Genomic DNA, 13,054 nt, shown 5'->3' on the forward strand with positions numbered 1-13,054 from the left:
CGGCTGCGCCGACGCTCAGGGGACCTTCACCCAGTCCAGAGTGCGTTCCACGGCCCTCTTCCAGCCCGCGTAACCGTCCGCGCGCTGTTCGTCGGACCACTGGGGCTCCCACCGTTCGGACTCGTGCCAGTGGGTGCGCAGTTCGTCGGTGTCCCGCCAGAAGCCCGTTGCCAGTCCGGCCGCGTAGGCGGCACCGAGTGCTGTCGTCTCCGCGACGGCGGGACGGCTGACGGGGACGCCGAGGACGTCTGCCTGGATCTGCATGCAGAGGTTGTTGGCGGTGACACCGCCGTCGACCCTGAGCACATCGAGGTGGACGCCGGAGTCCTGTTCCATGGCCTCGACCACATCGCGGCTCTGGTAACAGATGGCTTCCAGGGTGGCTCGTGCCAGGTGCGCGTTGTCGTTGTACCTGGCCAGGCCGACGATCGCTCCCCGGGCATCGGAGCGCCAGTAGGGGGCGAACAGGCCCGAGAACGCGGGGACGAAGTACATTCCGCCGTTGTCGTCGACCATACGGGCGAGGTCCTCGCTCTCGGCCGCGGTCTTGATGATCTTCATCTGGTCGCGCAGCCACTGCACCGCGGAGCCGGTCACCGCGATGGAACCTTCCAGCGCGTAGACCACGGGGCTGTCCCCGAACTGGTAGGCCACGGTGGTGAGGAGACCGTGCTGGGAGCGGACCAGCTCCGTGCCGGTGTTGAGCAACAGGAAGTTGCCCGTGCCGTAGGTGTTCTTGGCCTCGCCGGGGGAGAAACAGACCTGTCCGACCGTCGCCGCCTGCTGGTCGCCGAGGACCCCGCCGATGGGGACGGCGGCGCGCAGCGGCCGGGAGGTGCGTGTGGCGCCGAAGGCTTCCGGGTGCGACGAGGGGTTGATCGTGGGCAGCATCGCCCGGGGGATGCCGAAGAAGCCCAGGAGTTCGTCGTCCCAGTCGAGGGTTTCCAGGTTCATCAGCATGGTGCGGCTCGCGTTGGTCACGTCGGTGGCGTGGATGCCGCCGTCGGGGCCGCCCGTCAGGTTCCACAGGACCCAGGCGTCCGTGTTGCCGAAGAGGGCGTGGCCCGCCTCCGCCGCTTCCCGTACACCGTCGACGTTCTCCAGGATCCACTGGATCTTGCCGGCGGAGAAGTAGGTGGCCGGGGGCAGCCCGGCCTTACGGCGGATGACCTCGCCCTGGCCCGTGCGTTCGAGATTCGCCGCGATGGCGTCGGTCCGGGTGTCCTGCCAGACGATCGCGTTGTAGTAGGGCCGCCCGTTGCGCGGGTCCCAGACCACCGTGGTCTCACGCTGGTTGGTGATTCCGATGGCCGCCAGGTCCTGGGGGGACAGGCCGCCGTAGCGCAGGGCGTTCTGCATCACCGAGTTGGTGCGCTCCCAGATCTCCACCGGGTCGTGCTCCACCCAGCCGGAGCGGGGGAGGATCTGGGCGTGCTCCAGCTGGTGCTTGGCGACTTCGTTGCCGCCGTGGTCGAAGATCATGAATCGGGTGCTGGTGGTTCCTTGATCCACCGCGCCGATGAAGTCCGCCATGATGTGCCACCTCTCCGGCCGGTGTTATCGGTCTTCGCTCGCCGGGACCCGTCCCGGCGGTTCGGGCTCGGCGGTCGGCAGGAACCGGCCGACGAAGCCCTTGTACAGCCCCGCGCCGAGCAGCCCGCCGACCAGGGGGCCGACGATGGGTACCCAGAAGTAGAGATTGCCGTACTGGTCCCGCCAGGCTCCGTTGTACCCGGTGATGAAGCTCGCCAGCCGGGGGCCGAAGTCACGGGCAGGGTTGATCGCGTAGCCCGCGTTGGTCCCCCACGCCATTCCGATCGCGACCACGACCAAGCCGATGACGAACGGGGCCAGATTCGCACCCGGCGGGGTGTTCAGCATGTCGGTGATGGCCATGATCAGCAGCAGCAGGATGGCGGTGCCGATGACCTGGTCGCGGAAGGCGCCCCATTCGTGAACCGGCAGGGCGGGGTTGCCGTTGGCCGGGAGAGTGGAGAACACGGTCTGCGTCTTGACGGTGTGTCCGGGGTCGGCCTTCGCCAGCGCCTCGCTGTAGTTCCAGCGCACGAGGAGGGCGGCCACGAATGCTCCGGCCGTCTGGGCCAGCGCGTACGGAGCCACCTTGCTCCACGGGAAGCCCTTGAACGCGGCAAGTGAGACAGTCACCGCGGGATTGAGATGGGCCCCGCTCAGCCGCGCCGCGACGTAGACGCCCAAAGTGACTCCCAGGCCCCAGGCCCAGGCGATGCTGTCGTGGTCCCCGAGTCCGCCGGGCGGATCGGTCAGTGCGCCGCCCGCCGCCACTTGGGCCACCACACCGCATCCGAAGAGGATGAGGATCATCGTTCCTGCGAACTCTGCTGACAACTCACCCAGCAAACCGGACCCTGCACGGCGCTCAGCCATGGAAGCTCGCCCTCCGCCGGCCGGACCGGCTGTCGATTATCACCCGGCAATATGAGCAGGCTAAGACGTCTCGCACGAAGGTGCATATCGGGATGAATGCACCCCGTCGCATTCCGTGGCGGTGAGTGCGGCGGCTCCACCGTCGAGCGGGGAGTGCAGGGCGGTACCCCGGGGTGATGGCGCGGAACGGCTGCGGAGCCGATGTGCTGGATCGACTGCGGCGGCTGTGGGCCTTCTGCCGGTATCCAGCCCTCTCGCCGGCGCTCGCGAGGGGTACTGCGGCGGCCTCGCGTCGAGGGGGTCCGCGCTCGGCAGCGGGACGGCGGCTCGGAGGAGCCGGTGGAGGGTGCCGCCCTGCCCGCTGCGGCCGGGCTCATGCGTCGGCGGTGTCCAGGTGCGCGAGTGTGGTGATGATGCGGTCCTCGATGTCTTCCGGCCAGGGGAAGGCGCGGGTCACGGCGCGCTGGTGGGCGAGTCCGTGCAGGCCCAGCCAGAGCGCGACGGCGTCGGCGGAGGGGTCTGTGCTGGTGGAGTAACCGCCGGCGACGCAGTCGCCGAGGGTGTCGACCAGGATCTGCATGGTCTCCATGCCGAGGGTGGCCAGATCCTGCTTGGTCAGCGAGCTGTCGCCCAGGTCCGGCACCCAGAGGCCGCCGAACATCGTGCGGTAGCGCTCGGGGTGGAGCCGGGCGAATTCGAGATAGGTGTTGCACACGGCGTACAGGCGCTGCCGTGGGTCGTCCTCGGTCTCGCCCAGTATGGAGCGCAGCTTGTTCTCCAGTCCGGTGAACTCCTGGCGCACGACGGCGAGCATGATGGCCGGCTGGTCGGGGAAGTGCGGGTAGATCGACGGGGCGGCGATCCCCACCTTGCGTGCGACCGACCGCAGGGTGATGGCGCGTTCGTCGCCGGCCTCGTCGAGCAGCTCCACCGCGGCGGCGATGATGTCGTCGCGCAGGCGGCCGCCCTCGCCGCGGCGGTTGCGCGCGCGTGCCGGTCCAGGCGTGGATGAGGCGGCTGTTCCAGTGTGTTCCATGCTGTCACCTTACACAGTGAAGTTTATTGCGGCAGCCCCTTGCGGGCATCGGCTGACGCTTGTAGGTTTACGGCTGTAAGCAAACAGGCGAAGCGTCAGGAAGCCCCGCGATGACCAGCACAGCCATCACCCGTGCCACTGAAATTGTCCTGCCCGGCACCGTCGGGCCGGAGGGCCTCGAGCTCCGCACCCGTGACCTTCCGGCCCCCGCCGAAGGTCAGGTCCTCCTGGAGATGAACGCGACCGGCGTCGCGTTCGCCGAGCAGCAGATGCGGCGCGGGAAGTACTACGACCAGCCGCCGTTCCCCTTCGTGCCCGGCTACGACCTCGTGGGGACGGTCACCGCCACCGGTCCAGGCGTGGAAACGGAGCTGACGGGGCGCCGATTCGCCGCGGTGACCAAGACGGGAGCATGGGCCAGTCACCTCCTCATCGACGTGACGGAGTTGCTGCCGGTGCCGGACGGAGTGGACGCGGCCGCCGCCGCGACCCTGGTCGTCAACGGCATCACCGCCTGGCAGATGTTGCACCGGATCGCCAAGACCCCTACAGGCGGGACCATCGTGGTCCTGGGCGCCAACGGCGGGGTCGGCTCCACGCTCGTGCAACTGGCCAGCCATGCCGGCATCACGGTGATCGGTACGGCCTCGAAGCGTCACCACGAAACCGTGCGCGAGCTGGGTGCGGCCCCTGTCGACTACCACGACCCCGACCTGTACGGCCGAATCCGGCAGCACGCGCCGGACGGGGTGGACGCCGTCTTCGACCATGTCGGAGGTGACGGACTGGAGCAGTCCTGGCAGTTGCTGCGCCGCGGCGGAACGCTGGTTTCGTACGGCACCGCCGCGACCAAGGACGAGGAGGGCAACTCCCAACTACCGGTCCTGAAGCTGTTCGGCCGGATAGCCGCCTGGAACACCCTGCCCAACGGCAGGAGTGCACACTTCTACAACTTCTGGGCGGGCCGCCGGCTCCGCCGGGCCGCCTGGCACGGCCGCCTCAGTGAGGACCTCACCCACGTGCTGCGACTGCTGGCCGACGGCTCCCTCGCCCCGCAGATCGCTGCCCGATTCCCCCTGACCGACACCGCCTCGGCACTTGCCCTCGCCGAATCCCGCACCGTCATCGGCAAGGTCGTCATCCTCCCGGATGCCTGACGGCATGGGCACTCCGGCTCATGCGGCGCGGTCCCGGCGGGCTGTCCGCCCGCGCAGCCGCCGAGGCGAGGGTGACCATCTGCGCACCGAGATCCTTGTTTCCGTGGCCGACCTGCTCGATCACGGCGACGAACGGACGGCGACCCTGCGCGCCGTGGCGCGGGCGGCTGGGACCGCCGCTCCCTCGAACTACCCGCTCTTCTCCGACTCGCAGGTCATCATGCTCGCCGTCGTCCGTGAAGCCTTCGCCGACCTGACGGGCCGGCTCGAGTCGCTGTGAAAGGCGCCGACGGCGCCGAACGGGGCCTCTAGGCCGCCTGCCACACCTGTCTCGGTTTCGCCGCTGCCCACCAGGACCGCTACCGCGCCATGTTCGGTGGACTCCGGAACCCGTCGTCGCCGACGACCTGGCCCGCCTCGGCGCGGAAACCCCACGGATCCTCGCCGGTGTCCTGGCCGACTGCGTCATCGCCGGTCGCTCGACCGGCGCCGCCCCCTGCGCCGACGCGGTCGCCCTCTGGCTGGGGCTGCACGGACTCGCTCACCAGCGTGCTGTTTCCCGCGCCTTCCCCTGGCCCGCCGATTTCGTGCGGCGCTGCGTTGCCCCGCTGTCCCACACCGCCCCGACCCGGGCCCGAACCCGCCCGAACGACGCACTCGAGCACGGTAGTTGCTCGGCGTGAGCTCCGTGCGCTTCTGATGCCCCAGCCCACACTCTCGGAGGAATCGACCATGTCCATCGCCGCCCCTGTCCCGCCGGCCACTGCTCACCGCCCCGCCCTCGCGCCTCTCCCGGGGGACGTGGACAACCGGGCCACCTACATCAGCTTCGGCCTCGCCTACGTACTCGGGCACGGCTCGGCCGCGGTCTCCCAGGGGGCCACCCCCTTATTGGAGCTGCCCGGCTGGCTGCCCATGACGTTCCTTGGGGCCGGGCTTGCGGCCGGTACCCTCCAGGCCACGGCCGCCGCCATGCGGGCGCAGCGCGCCGCCGAGAAGCCTGATGACATCCTCTCCGGCAAGCTGCTCGGTGTCGCCTGGGTGACTGCCTTCACCGGCCTCTTCCTCGCCATAACCGGCCTGGCTTCCACCCTTGACGCGCCCGACCTGCAGTCCATGCTCTGGCCCACCGGTTCAGGCTTCGTCGTCGGCCTGCTCTATGTCGCGGAAGGAGCCGTCCGCCGCAACCTGCTGCACTACGGCCTCGGCACCTGGCTGGCGCTGACCTCCACCGCGGCCCTCCTGCTCGGCAGCCCCGGCCTGTACTGGGCGCTGACCGTGGCCGGCGGTGGCGCCTACGCCCTCGCCGCGACGCTCGAACGCCGCCGTCTCGTGCGGTGACGGCCGGCCGTCGGCGGGCGAGCCAGTGCATGCGATGACAGGTGCTGTCATCAACTGCTACGCTGATGTCAGTCACTGACATTGCTGGATTTTCGTACCGCCCGTAATACAAGGCGGTACAAGGAGGTCGTTTCACATGCGTGTTTTCGTCACCGGCGCATCCGGCTGGATCGGCTCCGCTGTCGTCCCCGACCTGATCGGGGCAGGGCATCAGGTCGTCGGACTCGCCCGTTCGGACGCCTCCGCCGACGCTCTGACCGCGGCCGGGGTCACCGTGGTCCGCGGCAGCCTCGACGATCTGGAGGTCCTGAGCAGCGCGTCCGCAGCCGCGGACGGCGTGATCCACCTCGCGTTCGACCACGAAGTCGCCTTTCTGGGAGGGGACTTCAAGGGGGCGGCCGACAGGGACCGGCGCGCGGTCGAGGCGATGGGAGAGGCGCTGACCGGTTCGGACAAGCCGTTCGTCCTCGCTTCCGGCACGCCCGCGGTGCCCGGATCGGTGGCGACGGAGCTCGACGGGCACGAGATTCCCCCGGGCGCCGCCGATGATCCGGTGCTCGCGGGCCCGATGGCCCGGATGGCCACCGCCGAGTGGGTGCTCTCACTCGCCTCCCGCGGCGTACGTTCGTCCGTCGTGCGCCTGCCGCGGACCAATCACGGAGAGGGGGACCAAGGCTTCGTCGCGACTCTGGTCCGCACGGCCCGTGAGAAGGGTGTGGCGGGCTACTACGGCGATGGGGGCAACCGCTGGCCCGCTGTCCATCGCCTGGATTCCGCGGACATGTTCCGCATCGCGCTGGAGAAGGCCCCGGCGGCGTCTACGTTGCACGCCGTCTCCGACGAGGGCGTGTCCCTCCGCGACATCGCCGAGGTCATCGGCCGGCACCTGGACGTGCCGGTGGCCTCCGTGCCGCGGGAGGAGGCCGAAGAGCACTTCGGCTGGCTCGCCATGGTGCTCTCCACCGACCAGCCGGCTTCCAGTGCGGTGACACGCGAGCTGACGGGGTGGCTGCCGACGCAGCCGGGGCTCATCGATGATCTCGACAAGGGCCACTACTTCCGCACCCCGTCCGTCTGAGTCGCCGCTGGTACGAAGCCCCGCCCGTCCGGTACGAAATGTTGTGGGCCGCGGGGTAGGGGTGGCTCTCCGGGTGCTGGCATCCCTGGAGACGCCGCCCTCAGCTTGCGGCCGGGCCCCGGCTCGCCGTACAGGGTCTGCTTGGTCGGCCGGCGGATGATGCCGAGGCTTTCGCGCCCGGTCGTGTCCTCAATCCGCTGCGCGTCCGTCATGCCGGATGTCTTCGCTGCCGCCGTCCGCCGTCCGCGGTCCGCCGTCCGCCGTCCGCCGTCCGCGGTCCGCCATCCGCGCACGCGTCCCCGGGCGTTGTTCGCCTGTGGACGGGGGTGTCGAGCAGCCGGGGCGGCAGCGAGTCTCACGTGCCTCTACCCGTGAGCGACTCCGCCAGGCGGTCAGGAACGCCTGGTCATCCTCGTGAGCGAACGCCCCGCGCCCCCGCGTAAGTGCGCCCCCATCCGGTCACGAGGGCCCTCGCAACTGTCCCTTCCGCGGCCGCACATGGCCTGTGCTGCCTGGCGAGGTCGGTCGTGTGAGCGCTCCCCGCGTCCGTGCTGTCGGCAGTCTCGCTCACTCCGCGTCGAAGTCACCTGCCCGTAACTCTTGACGCTGCGCTTTGGTGAAAACTACGTTTTGGTTTGCGGAAATCAACTTCCACTTGGTGGAAACCTCTGAAACCTCTCTCGGTCGCCAGGGCCCGTGGTGCGCAGCCTTCTTCTGAAGTAGGCCATCGACAGGCCTCGTTGCGACCCCTAGCGAATACTCGAGGGTCGATCGATGACTGCTGTGGAGGACCGGCCGCCCGAGACGGCCACCGGGGACACCGGGGAGGCCGGTGTAGCCAGCTCCGTCCTGTACACCTACGACCTGGCCCCGACGAAGAAGCAGGGGCGTCGTTGGGGCGCGTACAACGTCTTCACGCTCTGGGCCAACGACGTCCACAGCCTCGGCAACTACGCTTTCGCGATCGGCCTCTTCGCTCTGGGGCTGAACGTGTGGGGCATCCTGGCGGCCTTCGCGCTCGCGTCGGTGCTGCTCTTCCTGCTGCTGACACTGTCAGGGTTCATGGGGCACAAGACGGGTGTCCCCTTCCCTGTCATGAGCCGCATCGCGTTCGGCATCAGGGGCGCGAAAATACCGGCTGCCGTCCGTGGCGTCGTCGCCATCGCCTGGTTCGGCATCCAGACCTACCTCGCCTCGGCGGTCCTGAGCACGTTGCTGATCGCGCTGTTCCCCGGACTTCGCGGTCTGGACTCGAATTCCTTCCTCGGGCAGTCGACCCTCGGCTGGATCTCCTTCCTCTTCCTGTGGGCCCTGCAACTCCTCATCGTGAGTTACGGCATGCAGATGATCCGGAGGTACATGGCCTTCGCGGCGCCCACGACCCTGATCACCATGCTCGCCCTCGCGATCTGGATGTTCGTACGGGCTGACGGTTCCATCTCCCTGTCCGTCGACGCGCCGCTCACCGGTGGAGAGATGTGGCTGCAGATCCTGCAGGCCGCCGCACTGTGGGTGGTGATCTACGGGACGTTCGTACTGAACTTCTGCGACTTCACCCGGTCCGCCAGGAGCCGTGGCTCCATCGTCCGCGGCAACGTGATCGGGATCCCGCTCAACATGCTCTTCTTCGCCGTGATCGTGGTGGTCCTGAGCGGAGCGCAGTTCAAGCTCGACGGGCGCGTCATCACAAGCCCCACGGACATCGTCCGGACCATCCCGAACATGTTCCTCCTGGCGACGGCCTCGCTCGCCCTCATCGCGCTGACCGTCGCGGTGAACCTGCTGGCCAACTTCGTCGCGCCGATCTACGCCCTCATCGACCTCTTCCCGCGCCGGCTGAACTTCCGCCGGGCAGGCGTGGTCAGCGCGGTCGCCGGGCTGGTGATCCTGCCGTGGAATCTCTACAACAGCCCGGTGATCGTGAACTACTTCCTCGGCGGGCTCGGCGCCCTCCTCGGACCGCTCTTCGGCGTGATCATGGCGGACTACTGGCTGCTGCGGAAGTCCAGGATCAACGTGCCCGATCTCTACAGCGAGGACCCGCAGGGCGAGTACCACTACAGCCGCGGCTTCAACCCCCGCGCCGTGGCGGCCTTCGTCCCCAGTGCCGCTGTCGCCGTCGTCGTGGCCCTCGTGCCCTTCTTCCACGCCGCGGCCGGATTCTCCTGGTTCGTGGGCGCCTTCCTCGCCGCCGGGCTGTACGCGATCGTCGCGGACCGCGGCGCGCAGATCCGGGACGTGGACGGCGAGGCCATCGCCGTCGCCGCCGAATGAACCACCGAACGATCCGCCGAACCGAAGGCCGTGACATGCGCATCCTCGTCGTCAACGTCAACACCACGCAGTCGATCACCGACTCGATCGGCAGGCAGGCAGCCGGTGCGGCGGCGCTCGGTACCGAGATCGTCCCGCTGACCCCCTCCTTCGGGGCGGAGTCCGTCGAGGGCAACTACGAGAGCTACCTCGCCGCGATCGCCGTGATGGAAGCGGTCCGTGCCTACCCGGAACCGTTCGACGCCGTGATTCAGGCCGGCTACGGCGAGCACGGCCGGGAAGGTCTGCAGGAACTGCTCGACGTACCCGTCGTCGACATCACCGAGGCGGCTGCGAGCACCGCACAGTTCCTCGGCCGCAGTTACTCCGTCGTCACGAGCCTCGACCGCACGGTCCCGCTGATCGAAGAACGTCTCCACACCGCGGGTCTCAGTGCGCGCTGTGCCTCCGTGCGGGCCAGCGGTCTCGCGGTGCTCGATCTGGAACGGGACGAGAAGGCGGCTGTCGACGCCATCGTGGAGCAGGCCGCCCAGGCCGTGGAGGTCGACCGGGCGGAGGTGATCTGCCTGGGATGCGGCGGCATGTCCGGTCTCACCGAACGCGTCGTCGAACGCACCGGGGTCCCCGTCGTCGACGGTGTGAGCGCCGCGGTGACCATCGCCGAGTCCCTCGTCCGCCTCGGACTGACCACCTCGAAGGTGCGCACGTACGCGCCGCCGCGCCCCAAGAGGATCGTCAACTGGCCCCCGTCGGCACACTGACGCGGATCAGGCGGGGGCGTGGAGTCGCACCCCTCACCGACGCCCCCGCCCCCCGGCTCCCTCATGCCGGGCGTGGCGGCCGACTGGGACACGTTGGTGCTGTGGCTGTTCGAGAAGGATCCCGGCCGGACGGCACCGGAGTGCCGCGGAACTCGCAGCGGCGCTGGGGCAACTGGCCCGCACCCTGAACGGCCTGGTGCACGCAGAGATCTACGGCTTCGCGCTCCGCATCGTGCTGATCCTGCCGGCGATCGTGGCCGTCGGCATCACGGTCCGCGCCGCCCTTCCGCCGGGTGGCCCCCGCCGACCGGCCTGAATCACGGCCGGCGGCCTTCGCCCTCATCCGATGGCCACCACCCGCGCCCACGCGGGTGGCCCGTCCGGGACGTATTCGGGATCGGACTCGTTGTAGGACGAGCGGCGGTTGTCGCGGCCGAACAGGCCCACCACGGTCCGGCACGGCGGGCGTCGGGACGGCCACGGGGTCTGGCCGTCCGTCAGCATCACCACGACGTCCGGGCGTGGACGGGACTCCAGGGCGCGGGCGAAGCCCGTACGCAGGTCGGTCCCGCCGCCGCCGAGCAGCTCGACGCCCTCCGTGCCGCCGCACAGGGGGCGGACCCGGCCGGCCGCCGCGTCGCACGGCAGTACGCCGACGAGGTCGCGGCGGCCGCCCACGGCCCGGGAGATCGCCGCCACCTCCAGCAGCGCGCTGCCCAGCTCCGCGTCGCTGACCGAGCCCGAGGTGTCGATCACCACGACGACCCGCGTCGGCCTGCGCCGCAGGCTCGGCAGGATCGCGCCGGGGACCGCCGCCGACCGGCGCGCCGGCCTGCCGTACACATAGTCCTCGCCCGTGCCCGGTGCGGTGGCTGCCGACCGCACAGCTGCTCCGAGCAACTCCCGCCACGGCTGCGGCGGGTGGAACGCCTCCTCCGCCCACCGCCGCCACCCCGCAGGCGCGCTCCCCGGACGGCCGACGATGCCCTGCGCCACCCGGAAGCGGACCGCGTCCCGTTCCTGCGTGCTGAGTCCGCGCGCCCCGTCCGGCCCCAGATCCCACGGGCGCGGCAGGCCGTCCGCGCCGCTGCCGCACTCCAGCCACGCCAGGTGGGCGGTGTGCGGACCGAGCCGGAACTGGCGGAGGTAGTCCTCCATCAGCTCCCCGTCCTTCAGTCCGAGTGACCCCGGACGGACGGCTCCTTCGGGCCCCACCAGCCCCTCGCCGAAGATGTCGTCATTGATCTCGCAGTCGGCCGCGATGTTCATCCGCAACCGCTCCGCCGGGCCGCTCAGCCGGTGGCGATCCGCATAGCGGTCGCTGCGCCCGTGGTGGTCGCGCAGCAGGTGCGACACCTCGTGCACCCAGACACCGGCCAGCTCCTCCACCGGTGTGCGGTCGACGAAGGCGGGTGACACGTAGCACCGCCAGTACGGATCGACCGCCATCGTCGGTACGTCGCGGGACTCCACAGGGTGCAGGGCGAACAGTGCCGTCGCCAGGTACGGCCGCACCCGGGCCGCCTGAAGGCGGGCCGCGAAGAGCTTCCCGGTGTCCAGCCCGCTCTCGGGGACGTGGCAGGCCGGCCGGCCGGGGGCGGACGCGTTCACCGGCCCACCCGTGTGACGTCGAGGGCACGGACCTTCGCCCGGTCGGCCCGCTGCGACACGGACACCGCCCCGGCGAGCCCCTCGATCGACACCGGCACCTCCCAGTCGTCGCGGCGCAAGGTCGCGAGCGTCGTCGCCGGAACGACCAGCAGGTCCGGAGCGCCGGTCTCCGCCGCCCTCGCCAACAGAGCCCAGGCGGCATCCCACCGGGCCCGCTCGGGACGCGTGCGGACCGCGGCGACCACCGCGTCCAGCGTCGCCTGTCGCAGGTCCCCGCGCTCCGGCAGCTCCGCACTTCCCGGATCGGCCAGCAGGTCTTCCGGATCAGGCAGGTCCATCCTGTCCAGGTAGGCCAGGAACTCCAGCCCGGGACCATCCCCGACCGTGCCCCTGACCAGCATCGACAGGACATCGCGCGAGGCACCGGCGGCGGTCGCGAAGGCGGTCAGGCACAGCGCCATGTCCCAGCTGCGCGGTGAGGGCCACGCACCGCCGCGCCCGGCCTCGCCCGAGGGCAGCCGGTGCACCAGGGCGGGCCGGGCGCCCAGCAGCCCGCACACCGCGCGGCGGGCGAACGCCACGGACTCGGGCAGCCTGCCGGCATCGAGCACCGGCAGCGTGGCCCGGGGCCAGACTCCGCCGAGGCCCCGCACCACCACGTCGGTGTCGTGGACCCACTGCAGGTGGACGAAGCGGTTGGCGAGCGGCGGACTCAGCTCCCAGCCGTCGGCGGCGGAGGACCGGGGATTGGCGGCGGCCACGATCCGTACGCCCGGCGGCAGGCGCAGGGCGCCGACCCGGCGTTCGAGTACGAGGCGCAGGAGCGCCGCCTGCACGGCGGGCGGGGCGGTGGACAGTTCGTCGAGGAACAGCAGGCCGCGGCCCGCCCGCACCAGCCGTACCGCCCAGTCCGGCGGTGCCATCGGGACCCCGTTCTCAGCCGGGTCGTCCCCGATGACGGGGAGGCCGGAGAAGTCCGAGGGTTCATGGACGCTGGCGATCACCGTGGTCAGCGGCAGGTCCAGGGTGGTGGCGAGCTGGGTGAGCGCAGCCGTCTTGCCGATGCCGGGCTCACCCCACAGCAGCACCGGAAGATCCGCTGACACGGCCAGGGTGAGCGCCTCCAGCTGGGGGTCCGGCCGGGGCGCGGTGGTCGTGTCACGCAGCAGAGCCAGGAGCTCGCCGGACAGGTCGAGGCGGGAGGCCTGGGCGGAGGGGGCCAGGGCGTCGGACGGGTCCGGCGTTCGCAGGGTCTCGGAAATCAGGGTCTCGGAAAGCAGGGTCTCGGAAGGCGCGGTCACGGAAGGCGGGGTCTCGGCGAGCGGCATCTCGGAAGGCGCGGTCTCGGCGAGCGGAGCGTACGTGGACATGAGGCATCACCTGTGGGGTC

Annotated in this window: 12 protein-coding genes; 7 read left to right on the forward strand and 5 right to left on the reverse strand. The window is 70.3% G+C overall.

The genetic code is table 11. The annotated features are described in order from the left end of the window. Positions 1-15: 15 nt before the first annotated feature. The 3 genes from glpK to OG379_RS28990 all read right to left on the reverse strand — a co-directional run bounded on the left by glpK (position 16) and on the right by OG379_RS28990 (position 3,442). Positions 16-1,533, reverse strand: a complete 1,518-nt coding sequence (gene glpK / locus OG379_RS28980; protein ID WP_393762107.1) for a glycerol kinase GlpK — start codon at positions 1,531-1,533, stop codon at positions 16-18. A 24-nt stretch (positions 1,534-1,557) separates the two neighbouring features. Further along, positions 1,558-2,406: an MIP/aquaporin family protein gene (locus tag OG379_RS28985; RefSeq protein WP_393762109.1), complete on the reverse strand. Its 849-nt coding sequence runs from the start codon at positions 2,404-2,406 to the stop codon at positions 1,558-1,560. A 373-nt stretch (positions 2,407-2,779) separates the two neighbouring features. After that, positions 2,780-3,442 carry a TetR/AcrR family transcriptional regulator gene (locus OG379_RS28990; RefSeq protein WP_393762111.1) on the reverse strand — a complete coding sequence of 221 codons (663 nt, stop codon included), beginning with the start codon at positions 3,440-3,442 and terminating at the stop codon, positions 2,780-2,782. Between the two features lie 110 nt (positions 3,443-3,552). Between OG379_RS28990 and OG379_RS28995 the strand changes: the two genes are divergently transcribed. The 7 genes from OG379_RS28995 (at position 3,553) to OG379_RS29025 (ending at position 10,053) form a co-directional block, all read left to right on the forward strand. Then, entirely contained in the window at positions 3,553-4,599 is a 1,047-nt protein-coding gene (locus OG379_RS28995) for a medium chain dehydrogenase/reductase family protein (RefSeq protein ID WP_405665902.1), read from the forward strand. A 103-nt stretch (positions 4,600-4,702) separates the two neighbouring features. Continuing rightward, positions 4,703-4,879, forward strand: coding sequence for a hypothetical protein (locus OG379_RS29000; RefSeq protein WP_405665903.1), 177 nt, complete (start codon positions 4,703-4,705; stop codon positions 4,877-4,879). 157 nt (positions 4,880-5,036) lie between these two features. Further along, positions 5,037-5,282 (forward strand): hypothetical protein, encoded by a 246-nt coding sequence (locus OG379_RS29005; RefSeq protein WP_405668689.1) that lies wholly within the window; start codon positions 5,037-5,039, stop codon positions 5,280-5,282. A 49-nt stretch (positions 5,283-5,331) separates the two neighbouring features. Further along, complete coding sequence (locus tag OG379_RS29010; RefSeq protein WP_405665904.1) at positions 5,332-5,940, forward strand: ABC transporter permease; 609 nt, start codon at positions 5,332-5,334, stop codon at positions 5,938-5,940. Positions 5,941-6,076: 136 nt separating this feature from the next. Continuing rightward, positions 6,077-7,018 (forward strand): SDR family oxidoreductase, encoded by a 942-nt coding sequence (locus OG379_RS29015; RefSeq protein ID WP_405665905.1) that lies wholly within the window; start codon positions 6,077-6,079, stop codon positions 7,016-7,018. Positions 7,019-7,792: 774 nt separating this feature from the next. Further along, positions 7,793-9,292, forward strand: coding sequence for an NCS1 family nucleobase:cation symporter-1 (locus OG379_RS29020; protein WP_405665906.1), 1,500 nt, complete (start codon positions 7,793-7,795; stop codon positions 9,290-9,292). Positions 9,293-9,327: 35 nt separating this feature from the next. Then, entirely contained in the window at positions 9,328-10,053 is a 726-nt protein-coding gene (locus OG379_RS29025; protein ID WP_393762121.1) for an aspartate/glutamate racemase family protein, read from the forward strand. A 339-nt stretch (positions 10,054-10,392) separates the two neighbouring features. On the opposite strand, the gene OG379_RS29030 is transcribed toward OG379_RS29025, so the two are convergent. Further along, positions 10,393-11,664, reverse strand: a complete 1,272-nt coding sequence (locus OG379_RS29030; protein ID WP_405665907.1) for a DUF2201 family putative metallopeptidase — start codon at positions 11,662-11,664, stop codon at positions 10,393-10,395. After that, a complete protein-coding gene (locus OG379_RS29035; RefSeq protein WP_405668691.1) occupies positions 11,661-12,992 on the reverse strand; it encodes an AAA family ATPase in 1,332 nt (443 codons plus the stop codon). Before OG379_RS29035 ends, OG379_RS29030 begins: the two co-directional genes overlap by 4 nt. Positions 12,993-13,054 lie beyond the last annotated feature (62 nt).

It is taken from the genome of Streptomyces sp. NBC_01166 (genome assembly GCF_045039765.1).
In the GTDB taxonomy this organism is placed as follows: domain Bacteria; phylum Actinomycetota; class Actinomycetes; order Streptomycetales; family Streptomycetaceae; genus Streptomyces.